The organism is Mycobacterium sp. M23085 (genome assembly GCF_045343915.1).
Classification (GTDB): Bacteria; Actinomycetota; Actinomycetes; order Mycobacteriales; family Mycobacteriaceae; genus Mycobacterium.
The window spans coordinates 1288006-1303496 of the sequence record NZ_CP174280.1; the positions used below are offsets into that span (position 1 = coordinate 1288006).

Annotated in this window: 18 protein-coding genes and 1 riboswitch; of the genes, 5 read left to right on the plus strand and 13 right to left on the minus strand. The window is 69.5% G+C overall.

Going from position 1 to position 15491, the window contains the following annotated elements; all coding sequences use genetic code 11:
• Positions 1-5: 5 nt before the first annotated feature.
• Both ACIUM1_RS05605 and ACIUM1_RS05610 read right to left on the minus strand, forming a co-directional pair.
• Positions 6-980, minus strand: a complete 975-nt coding sequence (locus tag ACIUM1_RS05605) for a DMT family transporter (protein ID WP_406816256.1) — start codon at positions 978-980, stop codon at positions 6-8.
• Between the two features lie 255 nt (positions 981-1235).
• Positions 1236-2159 (minus strand): DMT family transporter, encoded by a 924-nt coding sequence (locus tag ACIUM1_RS05610; RefSeq protein WP_406817546.1) that lies wholly within the window; start codon positions 2157-2159, stop codon positions 1236-1238.
• Between the two features lie 333 nt (positions 2160-2492).
• On the opposite strand from ACIUM1_RS05610, the gene ACIUM1_RS05615 reads away from it, so the two are divergent.
• Positions 2493-3821 (plus strand): DUF349 domain-containing protein, encoded by a 1329-nt coding sequence (locus ACIUM1_RS05615; protein WP_406816257.1) that lies wholly within the window; start codon positions 2493-2495, stop codon positions 3819-3821.
• On the opposite strand, the gene ACIUM1_RS05620 is transcribed toward ACIUM1_RS05615, so the two are convergent.
• The 4 genes from ACIUM1_RS05620 to recA form a co-directional block, all read right to left on the minus strand.
• A complete protein-coding gene (locus tag ACIUM1_RS05620) occupies positions 3818-4432 on the minus strand; it encodes a hypothetical protein (protein ID WP_406817547.1) in 615 nt (204 codons plus the stop codon). The two genes, ACIUM1_RS05615 and ACIUM1_RS05620, sit on opposite strands and share 4 nt — an antisense overlap.
• Before the next feature lie 8 nt (positions 4433-4440).
• Positions 4441-5970, minus strand: coding sequence for a tRNA (N6-isopentenyl adenosine(37)-C2)-methylthiotransferase MiaB (gene miaB, locus ACIUM1_RS05625; protein ID WP_406817548.1), 1530 nt, complete (start codon positions 5968-5970; stop codon positions 4441-4443).
• A gap of 61 nt (positions 5971-6031) precedes the next feature.
• Positions 6032-6553 (minus strand): recombination regulator RecX, encoded by a 522-nt coding sequence (recX, locus tag ACIUM1_RS05630; RefSeq protein ID WP_406816258.1) that lies wholly within the window; start codon positions 6551-6553, stop codon positions 6032-6034.
• Positions 6519-7559, minus strand: coding sequence for a recombinase RecA (gene recA, locus ACIUM1_RS05635; RefSeq protein ID WP_007774959.1), 1041 nt, complete (start codon positions 7557-7559; stop codon positions 6519-6521). Before recA ends, recX begins: the two co-directional genes overlap by 35 nt.
• 159 nt (positions 7560-7718) lie before the next feature.
• Positions 7719-7865, plus strand: a riboswitch (cobalamin riboswitch).
• 39 nt (positions 7866-7904) lie between these two features.
• Here recA and ACIUM1_RS05640 point away from each other — a divergent pair.
• Positions 7905-8570, plus strand: coding sequence for a (2Fe-2S)-binding protein (locus ACIUM1_RS05640; protein WP_406816259.1), 666 nt, complete (start codon positions 7905-7907; stop codon positions 8568-8570).
• A 126-nt stretch (positions 8571-8696) separates the two neighbouring features.
• On the opposite strand, the gene ACIUM1_RS05645 is transcribed toward ACIUM1_RS05640, so the two are convergent.
• The 3 genes from ACIUM1_RS05645 to ACIUM1_RS05655 are packed head-to-tail and all read right to left on the minus strand — an operon-like array spanning position 8697 to position 10445.
• Positions 8697-8891, minus strand: a complete 195-nt coding sequence (locus ACIUM1_RS05645) for a DUF3046 domain-containing protein (protein WP_406816260.1) — start codon at positions 8889-8891, stop codon at positions 8697-8699.
• Positions 8892-8943: 52 nt separating this feature from the next.
• Positions 8944-9228, minus strand: coding sequence for a hypothetical protein (locus tag ACIUM1_RS05650; RefSeq protein WP_406816261.1), 285 nt, complete (start codon positions 9226-9228; stop codon positions 8944-8946).
• A gap of 50 nt (positions 9229-9278) precedes the next feature.
• Positions 9279-10445: a glycosyltransferase gene (locus ACIUM1_RS05655; RefSeq protein WP_406816262.1), complete on the minus strand. Its 1167-nt coding sequence runs from the start codon at positions 10443-10445 to the stop codon at positions 9279-9281.
• A 50-nt stretch (positions 10446-10495) separates the two neighbouring features.
• Here ACIUM1_RS05655 and ACIUM1_RS05660 point away from each other — a divergent pair, with 50 nt between their 5' ends.
• On the plus strand, positions 10496-10927 hold the full coding sequence (locus ACIUM1_RS05660) for a limonene-1,2-epoxide hydrolase (RefSeq protein WP_406816263.1): 432 nt from the start codon (positions 10496-10498) through the stop codon (positions 10925-10927).
• 57 nt (positions 10928-10984) lie between these two features.
• Positions 10985-12070: an IS630 family transposase gene (locus tag ACIUM1_RS05665; protein ID WP_406816264.1), complete on the plus strand. Its 1086-nt coding sequence runs from the start codon at positions 10985-10987 to the stop codon at positions 12068-12070.
• On the opposite strand, the gene pspM is transcribed toward ACIUM1_RS05665, so the two are convergent.
• From pspM to pgsA, 4 genes are all read right to left on the minus strand, one after another.
• The gene (gene pspM, locus ACIUM1_RS05670) at positions 12067-12876 is read right to left on the minus strand and encodes a phage shock envelope stress response protein PspM (RefSeq protein ID WP_406816265.1); all 810 of its coding nucleotides are present in this window, start codon (positions 12874-12876) and stop codon (positions 12067-12069) included. The two genes, ACIUM1_RS05665 and pspM, sit on opposite strands and share 4 nt — an antisense overlap.
• Before the next feature lie 10 nt (positions 12877-12886).
• Positions 12887-13705: a phage shock protein PspA gene (gene pspA / locus ACIUM1_RS05675; protein ID WP_406816266.1), complete on the minus strand. Its 819-nt coding sequence runs from the start codon at positions 13703-13705 to the stop codon at positions 12887-12889.
• A 134-nt stretch (positions 13706-13839) separates the two neighbouring features.
• A complete protein-coding gene (locus ACIUM1_RS05680) occupies positions 13840-14166 on the minus strand; it encodes a helix-turn-helix domain-containing protein (protein ID WP_406816267.1) in 327 nt (108 codons plus the stop codon).
• 116 nt (positions 14167-14282) lie between these two features.
• A complete protein-coding gene (gene pgsA, locus ACIUM1_RS05685) occupies positions 14283-14891 on the minus strand; it encodes a CDP-diacylglycerol--glycerol-3-phosphate 3-phosphatidyltransferase (protein ID WP_406816268.1) in 609 nt (202 codons plus the stop codon).
• A 38-nt stretch (positions 14892-14929) separates the two neighbouring features.
• Between pgsA and ACIUM1_RS05690 the strand changes: the two genes are divergently transcribed.
• Complete coding sequence (locus ACIUM1_RS05690) at positions 14930-15472, plus strand: amino-acid N-acetyltransferase (RefSeq protein WP_406816269.1); 543 nt, start codon at positions 14930-14932, stop codon at positions 15470-15472.
• Positions 15473-15491: the final 19 nt, after the last annotated feature.

The following is a 15491-nucleotide window of genomic DNA, read 5'->3' on the forward strand; positions in this document are numbered from 1 at the left end:
CCCAGTCAGCGACGAACGCTGTCCGCCACCACCAGCCGGTCACTGAAGGGCCCGAAGTCGTCTTCGATCACCTCGGGGGCCGGGATTTCTCGCGGGGCACCACCGGACCTCTGCTCGGCGCGGTCGATGGAAGCGGCTTCACCACGGGCCAGCGCGATGGTCGCGATGATGACCACCGCTACCGCCCCGATCAGCACGAACGCCTTGGGGCCGTTAGCGTTCAGCGTCTCACCCAGCACCAGAACCCCGAGCAGGCCGGCGACCACCGGCTTGGCCACGGTCATCGTCGGCAACGACGCGGTCAGCGCGCCGGCGCGGAACGCCGACTGCTGGAAGATCATCCCGGCCAGCGCCACCAGCAGCCAGGGCACGAATTCCGGTGAGGTCAGCACGGCCAGCGGGCCGTTCTCGGACATCTCGACGACACCCTTGGTCAGCACCGCGAACAGCGCCAGCGACGAGCCGGCCACCACCGCGAGCAGCACCGCGGAGAACGGGCTGCCGGACCAGCGCCGCGCCGCCACCACGCAAGCCACCAGCAGCGGGATCATCACCACGGCCACGATCAGCCAGGTTCGCAGCAGCCCGCGCTGCTCGCCGGCCGCGGGGTCGCCGACCATGATGACCACCGCCAGCGCGGCGGCCAGGATGAGCGCCCACATCCATTCCCGCGGCTTCACCCGGTGATGGGCGAGCCGCGCGTAGATGGGCAGCGCGAACAGCAGCGCGGTCACCTGCAGGGCGGTCACCAGGACCACCGAGCCCCACGCCAGCGCGGCGGCCTGCAGGCTGTAATTGGTGATCGCGGCCAGGCCGCCGAGCCACCAGCGGGTGTCGCGGAGCGACATGCGGAACAGTTCGAGGTGGCCTACCTGCCTGTCGGTGACCTCGTGCGCCGACCGCTGCCGGACCACGTCGCCGACCGCCGATGCCAGCGCCGCGCACAGGGCAAGTAACGCTGCGACATCAACCTTCGACATATCGACCCCTCCGCCTCACAGTCGTTCGACCCAGCTTTCCCCGAGGCGCGGGCAAATACACGCACAATTTGCGTTCAGTTCAACTACAAATGCATGACGTTCCACACATTGCTCACTGCGCCGCAGGTAACCGGTTCAACTAGTACTTCAGCAACCTATGTAACGCGTGAACCTATGTAACGCGTGGGCTAACTGTAAGAGAACTACACAGACGGGCCGTGCGCGATGGCTAAGCCCCATCCGCGGCCAGCCGTTTTACGTCTCGCCCCCGGCGCGCGATGGGATGAGCGTCACAACATCGGCTGGATCGTCCGGCGCGGCCGCATTCATGGATGCGGCCTCGCCCCTCGCGAGCGCGGTGGTCGCGACGATGACCACCACCACCGCGGCCACCAAGGCGAACACCGCGGGCCCCTTGGCGCCGAGCGTCTCCCCCAGCACGGTGACCCCCAGCACCGATGCAACCAGGGGCTCGGCGACCGTCATGGTCGGCAATGACGCGGTGAGCGCGCTGGCCCGGAAGGCCGACTGCTGGAAGATCGTGCCCAGCACCGCGACCAGCACCCAGCCATACAGTTCGGGGGTGCCAAGCAGCGCCCCCGGCCCATACGGCAGCACGTCGACGACCGCCTTGGTGAGCACCGCGAACAACGCCCACGAGGACGCCGACACCAGCGCCAGCAGCACCGCGGCCAGCGGGCCCGACCAGATGCGTGCGCCCAGCACGCAGAACGCCATCGCCGGCCCGATCACCATCGCGACCACCGCCCAGGCATCCAGCGACGCCCGTTGATAACCGGCGGCCGGCTCGCCGACGATGACGAAAACGGCGACCGCGGCGGCCAGCAGGACCGCCCACACCCACTCCCGGCGGCTCAGCCGGTGCTTGGTCAGCCAGGCATAAACCGGCAAGGCGAACAGCAACGCCGTCACCTGCAGGGCCTGCACCAGCACCACCGAGCCCAGGCTCAGCGCCACCGCCTGCAGCGTGAAGCTTGCCACCGCCGCGACACCGCCCAGCCACCACCGGACGTCGCGCAACGACATCCGCAGCAGCGCGAGGTGGCCCACCTGTTGGTCGGTGATCTCTTGCGCCGACCGCTGCCGGATCACGTCCCCGACGCCCGACATCAGCGCGGCGATCAGCGCGAGCAGCGCCGCAATATCCACCTTGGCGATGCTGACCTCCAACCGACGTGCGACCCGGAAAAGGGTCGAAGACACCGCTCACCAGGGCTCACCCGGGATCGGCGAACTCCGCTGCGGTGACGCGATTAGCACGACCGTACCCGCCCGGGCGGGCACGGCGCCGGTGGCGTGCGGCCGCCGGGCCCCTGCGGTGTGGCAAGGTGGCGGCGCGCGCCCCGCCAAGCTGCTTGAATATCGTTAAGCAGCTGTTCGGAGAACCCGGCCCCGGGCATCCGGCAGCGGCAGGAGACGGTGCCGCTACGCGCGGCAGGCGCGCGGGACACGGACCGCGCGGAAGGGTTGCGAAAGGGTAGTGACGAGCGCATGACGGCTGACGAGCCTCGGGACGATTCCGCTCGGCCCGCGCCGCGTCCGGGACCCCGTCCCGGCCCGCGGCCGACCCCGCGGCCCACCACCGCTCATCCGCTGGTGGCGCCGCCACGCAGCAATCCGCACCAGTTCGGGCGGGTGGACGACGACGGCACGGTATGGCTGATCAGCGCCGCCGGCGAGCGCATCGTCGGCTCCTGGCAGGCGGGCGATCGGGAGGCGGCGTTCGCCCACTTCGGCCGCCGCTTCGATGACCTGGCCACCGAGGTCACCCTGATGGAGGAGCGCCTGGCCTCCGGCACCGGTGACGCGCGCAAGATCAAGGCGCATGCGGCCGAGCTGGCCGAGACGCTGCCGACGGCGGCCGTGCTGGGCGACATCGATGCGCTGGCGGGCCGGTTGACCACCATCGCCGAGCACGCCGAGGCGACGGTCGCCGCGGAACGCTCCAGGCGCGAGGAGCATCGGGCCGCCCAGACCGCCCGCAAGGAGGCGCTGGCGGCGGAGGCCGAGGAGTTGGCCGCCAACTCGACGCAGTGGAAGGCCGCGGGTGACCGGTTCCGGGCCATCCTCGACGAGTGGAAGACGATCAGCGGGGTGGACCGCAAGGTCGACGACGCGTTATGGAAGCGCTACTCCGCGGCCCGCGAGGCCTTCAACCGGCGGCGGGGATCGCATTTCGCCGAGCTGGACCGGGAGCGTTCGGGGATCCGGCAGGCCAAGGAACGCCTGTGTGAGCGGGCCGAAGCGCTGTCCGACTCGACCGACTGGACGGCCACCAGCGCCGAATTCCGCAAGCTGCTCACCGAGTGGAAAGCGGCCGGCCGGGCGACCCGGGAGGTCGACGACGCCCTATGGCGGCGTTTCAAGGCCGCCCAGGACGTGTTCTTCACCGCGCGCAACGCGGTGACGGCGGAAAAGGATGCGGAGTTCCGCGCCAATGCGACCGCGAAAGAGGCCCTGCTGGCCGAGGCGGAGAAACTCGACACCAGCAACCACGACGCGGCCCGCGCGGCGCTGCGCACCATTACCGAGAAGTGGGACGCGATCGGCAAAGTGCCGCGCGAGCGGTCCGCCGAATTGGAGCGACGGCTGCGCGCGGTCGAGAAGAAGGTGCGCGACGCCGGCGACGCGGGCTGGTCCGACCCCCAGGCGCAGGCCCGGGCCGAGCAGTTCCAGGCCCGCGCCGAACAATACGAACAGCAGGCTCAGAAAGCCGCGGCCGCCGGGCGGACCAAGGAAGCCGAAGAGGCCAAGGCGAACGCCGAGCAGTGGCGACAGTGGGCGCAGGCGGCGGTTGAGGCCCTGACCCGCAGGCCCTAGCGGCCGGCAGAGCCCGGGGTCGTGCCGGGGTCCTCCCCGGTCTCGTCGGGCATGGCCGGGCCGTCCAGCAGCGAGGTGGATTGCTGCGCCGCCGCAACGCGGCGCCGCTGCTCCTCGGCGGCGAGCTGCACGATGGTGCGCGACCAGACCACGCGAGCCCAGTGGTAGATGAGCGCGAGCACGGTGAGCCAGGCGACGATCAGACCCCAGCCCGGCCCCGGGTGCCCCGCGGCCACCGTCTGACGCGACCAGATCGCCAGCATGCCCGCGGCCCCGGCAATAGCCGTGCCCGCCAACGCGACCCACGCCAGCGCCCAGCGCCGTGTCACCAGCGCCAGCATCGAGAAGCCCACCCCGAACACCAGCGCCAGCCAGGCGAACACCCGCGACGGCAGGGCGACGGCGGCCGCGCCGGCGCCGTGGCTACCGAACAGCACGTCCCAGCCGCGCACGTCACCGGTGTGCGGCAGGACGAACGACGCCAGCAGCACGAAAACCAGGATCGACACGAAGAAGGCCCGCGGGCCGGGGTCGATTCCGCGGGCCACCCGGCGTTCAGCGGCCTCGATTTCGGTCCGCAGCGCGCCCAGCTGCGGGTCTTCGTTTTTCATCTGCTTTTTCACAGCGCACATCCAAGGGGTTCGGCCGGGCCGACGGGCGGCCCGACGGCGGGCATGCCGAGGCCGACGCCGCGCGGGCGCTGCCCGGCGGCCTGGGCATCACCCGCGCGGGTGCGGCGATGCGTGACGACGCCCGCGTCGGCGATGAGGTGATGGGGTGCGGCCTCGGTGACCACCGTGGTGATGATGTCGCCGGGCCTGACGTCGCCTGGTGTGTCGACGGCGAAGTGCACCAGCCGGCCGTCGCGGGCGCGCCCGGTCATCCGCGCGGTGCGGCTGTCCTTGCGCCCTTCGCCGGTGGCGACCAACAGTTCGACGGTCTGCCCGATCAGCGCCCGATTGCCCTGCAGCGAGATCGCCTCCTGCAGTTCGATCAGCCGGTCATAGCGTTCCTGCACAACGGCTTTCGGTATCTGCCCGTCGAGTTCGGCGGCCGGGGTGCCGGGCCGCTTGGAGTACTGGAAGGTGAACGCGGCCGAGAACCGGGCCTGGCGTACCACGTCCAGCGTGGCGGCGAAGTCCTCTTCGGTCTCACCGGGGAATCCGACGATCAGGTCGGTGGTGATGGCGGCATGCGGCATGGCGGCCCGGACACGGTCGATGATGCCCAGGTAGCGCTCGGCGCGGTAGGACCGGCGCATCGCGCGCAGCACCCGGTCGGATCCGGATTGCAGCGGCATGTGCAGGGCGGGGCAGACATTCGGCGTCTGCGCCATCGCCTCGATCACGTCATCGGTGAATTCGGCCGGATGCGGCGAGGTGAACCGCACCCGCTCCAGCCCGTCGATGTCGCCGCAGGCGCGCAGCAGGCGGGCGAAGGCGCCGCGGTCGCGGGGCAGGGCCGGGTCGGCGAAGGACACGCCGTAGGCGTTGACGTTCTGGCCCAGCAGGGTGACCTCGAGCACCCCGTCGGCGACCAGCGAGGCGATCTCGGCCAGGATGTCGCTCGGGCTGCGGTCGACCTCTTTGCCCCGCAGCGACGGGACGATGCAGAACGTGCAACTGTTGTTGCAGCCGACCGATACGGAAACCCAAGCGGCGTAAGCCGATTCGCGCGCGCTGGGCAGCGAAGACGGGAACTCCTGCAGCGCCTCGGCGATCTCCACCTGGGCTACCTTGTTGTGCCGGGCGCGCTCCAGCAGTGTGGGCAGCGACCCGATGTTGTGGGTGCCGAAGACGACGTCGACCCAGGGCGCCTTGCGCAGCAAGGCTTCCCGGTCCTTTTGGGCCAGGCAGCCGCCGACGGCGATCTGCATCTCGGGATTGCCGCGCTTGCGCGGCGCGAGGTGGCTGAGGTTGCCGTACAGCTTGTTGTCGGCGTTCTCCCGCACGGCGCAGGTGTTGAACACCACCACGTCGGCGTCGCCGAAATCCGAGCCCTCGGCCGCCCGCCGATAGCCGGCAGCTTCCAGCAGGCCGGCCAGCCGCTCCGAGTCGTGGACGTTCATCTGGCAGCCGTAGGTGCGGACCTGGTAGGTGCGCACGGACACGGCACCCACGTCTGCGGCCCCCGCGTCCCGCGCCACCATCGAAGTCACGGGGCCATGGTACGGCGGCCGGTCCGCCCGCGAGAAACCGCACGTCACGGGGCTAGACCCGGCGGCGCTCCCGCTCGGCGGCCAACTCGGCGAAAACGACCTCGCACGCCATGGTCTGGCTGTAACCGCGGCGCGCCAGCATCCCTACCAGCCTGCGGGTCACCCGCGCATCGTCGTCGGTCAGCGTCTCGCGGCGCAGCTTGGACCGGACCAACTGCTCGGCCCGGTCCCGCTCCGCGCCGGCGTCGATCCCGGCCAGCACCGAGGTGATCACATCGTTGTCGACGCCCTTGGTGTGCAGCTCGGCGGCCAGGGCGCGCTTGCTCTTCCCGGCGTGCACCCGGCGGGACTCCACCCACTGCTGGGCGAAGTCCGCGTCGTCGATCAAGCCGACGGCGGCCAGCCGGTCGAGCACCCGCTCACTGACGTCGTCGGGATAGCCGCGCTTGGCCAGCTGGCCGTGCAGCTCCGCCCGAGTGCGCGCCCTCGCGGTGAGCAGGCGCAGACACAGCGCCCGCGCCTGCTCCTCGCGGGAGGGCTCAGAAATCGACGGGGGCGGGCAGGACGTCGTCATCGGTCACGACCGCGCCAATGCCGAGCTTTTCCTTGATCATCTTCTCGATCTCGTTGGCGACTTCGTCGTTTTCTTTCAAGAAGGTGCGGGCGTTCTCCTTGCCCTGGCCGAGCTGCTCGCCCTCATAGGTGAACCAGGAACCGGACTTGCGGATGAAGCCCTGCTCCACACCCATGTCGATCAGCGAGCCTTCCCGGCTGATTCCCTGGCCATAGAGGATGTCGAACTCGGCCTGCTTGAAGGGCGGCGCCACCTTGTTCTTGACGATCTTGACCCGGGTGCGGTTACCGACCGCGTTGGTGCCGTCCTTGAGCGTCTCGATCCGGCGCACGTCCATGCGCACCGACGCGTAGAACTTCAAAGCCTTTCCACCCGTTGTGGTTTCGGGGCTACCGAACATCACCCCGATCTTCTCGCGCAGCTGGTTGATGAAGATTGCGGTGGTGCCCGAATTGTTCAGCGCGCCAGTCATTTTCCGCAGCGCCTGGCTCATCAGCCGGGCCTGCAGCCCGACGTGACTGTCGCCCATCTCGCCTTCGAGCTCGGCGCGCGGCACCAGCGCGGCCACCGAGTCGATGACCAGGATGTCCAGGGCGCCGGAGCGGATCAGCATGTCGGCGATCTCGAGGGCCTGCTCCCCCGTGTCGGGCTGGCTGACCAGCAGGGAATCGGTGTCCACGCCAAGCTTCTTGGCATACTCCGGGTCCAGCGCGTGCTCGGCGTCGATGAAGGCGGCGACGCCGCCGGCGGCCTGGGCGTTGGCCACCGCGTGCAGGGCGACGGTGGTCTTACCCGAAGATTCCGGGCCGTAGATCTCCACGACCCGGCCGCGGGGCAGCCCGCCGATGCCCAGAGCCACGTCTAATGCGATGGATCCGGTCGGAATGATCGAGATCGGCTGACGGGTCTCGTCGCCGAGACGCATCACTGAGCCTTTGCCGTAGCTCTTTTCGATCTGGGCCATCGCCAGTTCGAGAGCCTTCTCGCGGTCGGGGGCTTGCGCCATGGTGCCTCTCCTATAGTCGGTGTTCGTCTGACCGGTATCGGTCGGTTGGCGGTGACACTAGAGAAGGCCACCGACAAGTTGACTGGCCGAACGTTCACCACAGTAGCCGAACAGGTGTTCGATTCAAGTTCGACACGCCGTTCTCCCCGTCGCGTGTGGCAACATCTGCTGCCGAACGGCGCCAACGGGCCTTCAGCCGGAAGGTCCGAGGAAACCGGTGTGACTCCGGTGCGGTCCCGCCACTGTGATCTCGAAGGGCACGCCCGGCGAGAGAGCCAGATACTCGCCGTCGACGCATCCTCACCACAACCGGGGCGGATTTCCCCGAGAGGCGGTCGCGAAGCCATGGACATCTCCGCTCAGCTGGCCGAAATAGCTTCCTACGGAGGCTTTTTCGCTCTGACCGTGGGTGGCGACGCGGCGGGATGGCATCCGGTCGGACAGTCCTACGCCGACGGCTACGCCGACCTGATCGATGCAACCATCCGGCGCTACCGCACCACCGATCGGCGGATCGGCGCGTCACTGGTGCACCTCTCCCACGCCACCCGGCTGTGGTCACCGGTGCTCGCGTGCGCGATCGGCCATGGCGTCGTCCCCGACCTCGAGGGCCTGCAACGCGCCGACGACGGTGCCCAGCTACGACTGCCCACACCCGTCGGGAAACCCGTCACCTCGCCCGCGGCGAACATGCTGTACCGGATCGTGGTGAGCGAGCACATGCGGCCGCTCGGCGCCGGCCTGCCGGTCAAGCTGGCGCCCGCCCTGCTCGCGGGCAACATCGCCTCCGCGCTGGTGGGCGCCGCAGCGGCCCTGCTGTCGGCGCGGCCGGACCTGCGCTGCGCCATCGTCGAGACGGTCCGGTCGCTGCTGGGCACCGGCGTGCTGGCCGGGTCCGGCGTCGTCACCGGCCCGCAGCTGGGCTTCCGGCGCCGCAGCTGCTGCCTCTTCTATCGCCTGCCGGGGGGCTCCCTGTGTGGCGACTGCGTGCTGCACCGGACCCGGCGGTAGGCCGATCGGAGGAAAGCGGGCGTCGTTTGGCGTGGCGCCCCGGGGTACCTGGCCCCGATGTCCTCAGCCGCAGCGGCATCGTGCTGCGGCAGCACGCCTACCCGGGATACGAATAGTGCGTCGGGATCACCACTGATCCCGAGGCACGTCGAAGTCCACACACAACGCCCGCCAGACATCGCGGGGCTCAATTCCCGCCTCGATGGCCTGGGCGGCCGTGCGTCCACCGAACCCGGTCAACACGTGATCCAGCAAGACCGACGATCCGTAGGTGGTGCCGAAGCGCAGCACCACCCGCTCGTGAAACTCCGTTAGCCGCACGTCAGTCAAGATACCCAGCCCGCATTCATCGGACACCTGAGCGCGACGCCCGCTACCTCCAGCTGGCCGGCAGGTCGATGATGTGGTTGGGGCAGTCCTCCTGGGCCGCGATGGACATCACGTCTCGCGCGCGTTGGGCCGACATGGTGGCGCGCAACTGCATGAACGCGTATTCGGCCGGGGCGAACCCCTGTTCGGCGGCGGCCGGATCGTCCATCAACCGGCATGCCTGCTGTTCCTCGGGACTGTCGGCATGCGCGACGGCGGCGCCGGCCAATGGGCCGGCCAGCGAGGCCGCCAGCAGGGCGCCGGCGGCGATTGTCGTGCTGATCCTCATTCGGGTGCCTCCCGCCGAAGCATAAGTCGGCCCGGGCGGCGCGCAGCGGATCATCCGGCCACCGCCAGCGCGTCGCGACATACCCGGACCGGATCGGCGACGTCGGCGATGCCGGCGGCCGCCGTCCGCGCCGCCGCCCGGTAGCCCGGCGACGACAGCACCTCGTTGACCGCGGCCACCAGCGCGTCGGCGCTCAGCGGCCGGATCAGCCGCGCGCTGCCCTGGCGCTGCACCCGGTTGGCGATCTCCCACTGGTCGCCGCCGCCGGGCACCACCACCAGCGGCACGCCGGCCAGCAGCGTCTTGGCCACCATGCCGTGGCCGCCGCCGCAGATCACCAGGTCGGCGTGCGCCAGCAGCTCGTCCTGCCGTCCCAGCCCGACCGCCGCCCAGGGCGGCACCGGCAGTTCCGGTCCGTCCAACCGCGACACCAGCAGGCGCGAGTCCGCCGGCAGGGTCTGCCCCGGCGTCAGGCAGCCCAGCGCGACCTCGGCGAGGCCCTGGGTGCCGATCAGGGCGGTCGACGGCGCGATGACCACCACCGGTCCGGCGCCCGAGGGGACCTCGAGGATCCGATCGGTCGGTTCGAAGTGCAACGGCCCGACGACGACGGCCTCGGCGGGCCAGTCCGGGCGGGCAACCTCCAGCGCGGGCAGCGTCGCGATCAGCCGCCGCAGCGGCCCGGGATCGCGTGCCGGCAGCCCGATCTCGACCCGGGAGTTCGCGCGCTGTTGCAGGCCGGCGCGCACGGAACGCGCGGTCAGCGCGCGCATCGTGGCATCGCGCAGCCGGCCCCGGATGCCGGTGCCCGGCGCCAGCCCACTGCCGATCGGCGGTAGCCCCTTGGACGGCAGATACAGCGGGTGCGGGTTGAGTTCGATCCAGGGGATGCCCAACAGCTCGGCGGCCATGCCGCCGCCGGCGGTGATGACGTCGGACACCACCAGGTCGGGCGCCAATTCGCGCAGCGCGGGGACGTTGAGCACCGCCATCCGCGCGGCGCGCCGGTGGATCCTGGCCCCGGCGTCGACGTCGTCGTCGGTGGCCGCCAGCCCGTCCAGCGCGACGGCGTCGATGCCGGCGGCGCGGGCGGTGTCCAGCCATTCGGGGCCGGTGAACAGCGTGGGCTCGTCACCCGCTTCGGCGAAGCGCCGGCACAGCGCGATCGCCGGGAACGAGTGCCCGGGATCCGGCCCGGCGACCACCGCGACGCGCATCGTGCTTACCCTGCCACAGCGCCCGGCCGCCACGCGCCTACGCTGGCAAGATGACCGAGCTGACTGGGACAACCGTTGCGAACATCCGCACGGTCGAAGGATTCCTGAACGCCCTGCAGGACGGCGACTACGACGCCGCCGACGCCGCGCTGGCCGACGATCTCGTCTACGAAAACGTCGGCCTGCCCACCATCCATGGCCGGGCCAGGGCCATCAAGCTGTTCCGCCAGATGGAGGGCCGCGCCGCCTTCGAGGTGAAGATCCATCGCATCGCCGCTGACGGCGGCGCGGTGCTGACCGAACGCACCGACGCGCTGATCTTCGGCCCGCTGCGGCTGCAGTTCTGGGTGTGCGGCGTGTTCGAAGTTCAGAATGGGCGAATCACGTTGTGGCGGGACTACTTCGACTTCTTCGACATGCTCAAGGCCACCGCGCGCGGCCTGGCGGCGCTGGTAGTGCCGTCACTGAGAGCGACGTTCTGACCGTTAACACCTAGTGTCGCGAGTCGTTAATTCGCGATCACTGGGTAGACTTGGGGTGTGCCGAGTCCGATTGCTGTGCCCGTGGTGTTGACCGATGAGGAACGTGAGCAGTTGCAGGGATGGGCGCGCCGCCCCAAGAGCGCCCAGGCGTTGGCCTTGCGCTCGCGGATTGTGCTTGCCTGCGAAGGGGATTCGAGTAATACCGCGGTAGCACGCGATCTGGGTATCACGCGGGGAATGGTGACCAAGTGGCGTAATCGCTTTGCCGCTGACCGCCTGGAGGGATTGCTCGACGAGCCGCGCCCGGGCCGGCCCCGGGTGGTCGGTGATGAGCGGATTGAAGCGTTGATCACCGCGACGCTAGAGACCACGCCCCCCGATGCCACGCACTGGTCGACGCGGTCGATGGCCGAGCATCTGGGTTTGAGCCAGTCGATGGTCTCGCGGGTGTGGCGGGCGTTCGGATTGGCTCCGCACAAACAGGATTCGTGGAAGCTGTCCAAAGACCCGCTGTTTGTCCAGAAGGTCCGTGACGTCGTCGGGTTGTATCTGAACCCACCCGAGCGGGCGGTGGTGTTGTGCGTGGATGAGAAAACCCAGATCCAGGCCCTCAACCGCACCGCACCGGTGTTCCCGATGCTGCCCGGCACGCCGGCGCGAGCCAGCCACGACTACGTCCGCCATGGCACCTCGAGCTTGTATGCCGCCCTGGATCTGGCCACCGGCCAGGTCATCGGTGCCCTGCACTCGCGTCACCGCGCCCAGGAATTTCTGGCCTTCCTCAAGAAGATCGACACCGCGGTGCCTGCCGACTTGGACTGCCATGTCGTCTTGGACAATGCCTCCACGCACAAAACACCGCAGGTCAAACGCTGGCTGAACGCTCACCCACGCTTCGTGTTGCACTTCACCCCGACCAGCTCAAGCTGGCTCAACCTCGTCGAGCGCTGGTTCGCCGAACTGACCACCAAAAAACTGCGCCGTGGCACCCACACCTCGGTGCGCCAACTCAACACCGACATCCGCGCCTGGATCGACACCTGGAACGACAACCCGCGCCCCTACGTCTGGACCAAGACCGCCGATCAAATCCTCGAATCCATCGCCAACTACTGCAAGCGAATTAACGACTCACAACACTAGCCGGCCCCGCGCAGGCCGCCGAGTTCGTCGAACGCCTGCGCCCAACCGAGCAGGCGATCGGTGGCCCCGGCCAGCTCGGCGCGGTAATGCTGCGACGCGGTGGATCCGTCGCCGTTCGCCGAGGACACCAATTGCGCTGCCGCGGTGACCGTCTCGTTGTACTGGCGAACACCGGCGGACAGCTGCGCGGTGAACGCGTTGATGGTGGGCACCAGATACGACCGGGACTCCGCACTGGCCTGCGCCGCCCGTTCCATCGACACCACCTGCGCGGCGGTGGACGCCATGGCCGCCGAGGTCCGGGCGGCGGCCGCGGTCAGGTCGCGGATCTCGGCGGTCGGCAACATCGCGCCCCGCTCGATCACGGCGATCAGGGAGGAAAAGCCGCGCTCGGAGGCGCCCAGCGCGTACATCGCGGGGCGCGCCGCCGAGCCCGGCGGCGGCAGCCGGCGCACGTTGACGGTCCGGGGCGCCGGCAACGGCTCGGACCGCAGCCAGCGATAGCGCAGCAGCAACAGCGTCGCCGGGATGGCCATCAGAACCGCGACGCCGCCGGTGATTTCCAGCAGTAGCGCGAACCATCCCCAGGCCGCCAGCAGCATCGTCACCGCCGCCCAGAACACACATCCCGCGCTGAAGATCAGGCCCCAGCGCAGTGCGCGGCGGCGGCGACGCAGCTGGCGGGCCCGCGGATCCGCGGCCGCGCTGAGCCGGCGGGCCACCAGGTCGGAAAGGTCGGCGGCGGTGGCCAGTCCGCGGTGCAGCAACGCGCGCCACACACCGGGCTGCGACGCTTTCACCGCCATGACACTTCGGCTACTGGCCAAGCGGCTTCTCGGTGACCGGGCCGCCGGCGCTCTCCGCGGGTGCGGGAGTGGTTCCCGCGGCCGGGGTTCCGCCGGTCGGCAGGGCTTCACCGCGCATCGAGGCGCGGATCTGCTCGAGCCGGGAGTGACCGGCCATCTGCACCCCGGCCTGCTCGACCTCGAGCATCCGGCCCTGCACCGAACCCTGGGCGAGCTCGGCGGCCCCGATTGCGTTGGCGTAGCGGCGCTCGATCTTGTCGCGCACCTCGTCCAGGCTGGGCACGTTGCCGGGGGCGGCGAGATCGCTCATCGACCGCAGCGAGGCGCTCACCTGCTCCTGCATCTTGGCCTGCTCGAGTTGGCTGAGCAGCTTGGTGCGCTCGGCGATCTTCTGCTGCAGCACCATGGCGTTCTGTTCGACGGCCTTCTTGGCCTGCGCTGCCGCGCCCAGCGCCTGGTCGTGCAGCGTCTTGAGGTCTTCGACGCTCTGCTCGGCGGTTACCAGCTGGGCGGCGAACGCCTCGGCGGCGTTGTTGTACTCGGTGGCCTTCGCGGCGTCACCGGACGCGGTGGCCTGGTCGGCCAGCGTCAACGCCTGACGCACGTTGACCTGCAGCTTCTCCACGTCGGCCAGTTGACGGTTGAGCCGCATCTCGAGTTGCCGCTGGTTGCCGATAACCTGCGCGGCCTGCTGGGTCAGCGCCTGATGCGTGCGTTGCGCTTCCTCGATGGCCTGCTGGATCTGCACCTTGGGGTCGGCGTGCTCGTCGATCTTGGCGTTGAACAGCGCCGCGAGGTACTTCCACGCCTTGACGAACGGATTGGCCATGAGTTAGCTCCACCTTCGCTTCTTGAGGATCCGGATGGTCCCCGGATGGGCCTGAGCGGGCTCCGTGCCTGTCGCTCAATTTAGTGGGTCGGCGCCGATCGCCCCACCCCTTACGCGGGATCGGTGCCCGGCGCTCAGGCCAGCGCCAACGACCCCACCGGCGGGATGACGACCTTGATGCTGGTGCCGCTCGCGCCGTCGGTGGCCGCGCCGACGGCCGCCCGCTCCTCGCTGGCCATCCGTTCGCCGGCGTGGGTGAGAACCGAGGACAGCGGGACGTCCAGCGCGTCGCAGATCGCGTTCAGCAGCTCGCTGGAGGGCTCCTTGCGTCCGCGTTCCACCTCGGACAGGTATCCGAGGCTCACCCGCGCCGAATCGGAGACCTCGCGCAGTGTCCGGTCCTGTGTCGTGCGGGCCTCGCGCAGCACGTCGCCGATGACCTCGCGCACCAATGGCGGCATCCCGCCCTCCTTCGTCCAGTCGGCCCTGCGCGGCACGTACTCAGCTAGCCTCCGGCAGGTGCTCACTAGGTGAACGCCGACGGCGGTGGTCTGGTTCCCGCGCGGTGCCGCCGGAATCAGCCCCGCGTGCGGCGCATTTCCCGGACGGTCGACACGACGTAGTCGATGCCGGTGATCACCGTCAGCACGATCGCCGCGCCCATCACCACCGCCGCGGCCACCCGGAACGGCCCCGGGGTGCCCGCCCAGGGCAGCACGAACAACCCGATGGCCAGCACCTGCACCACCGTTTTGAGCTTGCCGCCCCAGCTGGCCGGTATGACGCCGCGGCGAATGACGGCCAATCGCAGCACGGTGACCCCGACTTCGCGGACCAGGATCAGCACGGTCACCCACCACGGCAGTTCGCCGAGCATCGAGAGCCCGATCAGCGCCGACCCCACCAGCGTCTTGTCCGCGATCGGATCGACGAACGCGCCGAATTCGGTAGCCATGCCGTAGTTGCGGGCCAACAGGCCGTCCAGCCGATCGGTGATGCAGGCGGCCGCGAAAATGACGAAAGCCACCACCCGGAAACCGTTTTGGTGGCCGTCACCGCCGAACAGGGCGAGCAGGAAGATGGGCACCAGCACGAGCCGCAACAGGGTCAGCGTGTTGGCCAGGTTCGCGATGTTTGCGCGGCCCGGCGGTCCGGTCAACGGACCCGTCTGCGGCTGCCCCGACACCGCAACAGAATAACGGTTGACCAGCACGGCCGTCCGAGATGTCGATACTGTTAGCCGTGAGCAGAAGTCCGCAGCGTCCCCGGCCGCTGGTTCGGCGCGCGCGAACGTCCGACGTTCCGGCGATCAAGCACCTTGTCGACACCTACGCGGGAAAGATCCTGCTAGAGAAGAACCTGGTGACGCTGTACGAGGCGGTCCAGGAGTTTTGGGTGGCCGAGCACCCGGACTCTCCAGGCGAGGTGGTCGGCTGCGGCGCGCTACACGTGATGTGGTCAGACCTCGGCGAGGTTCGCACCGTCGCGGTCGCCCCGGCGATGACCGGTCACGGCATCGGCCACGCAATCGTCGACCGGCTGCTGGAAGTCGCCCGCGAGCTGGAGCTCAAACGGCTGTTCGTGTTGACGTTCGAAACCGAGTTCTTCGCCCGGCACGGGTTCACCGAGATCGAGGGCACGCCCGTCACCGCCGAGGTGTTCGAGGAGATGTGCCGCTCCTACGACATCGGTGTCGCCGAGTTCCTGGACCTCAGCTACGTCAAGCCGAACATTCTCGGCAACTCGCGGATGCTGTTGCGGCTGTAGGGCCGCGAGCAGACGCAAA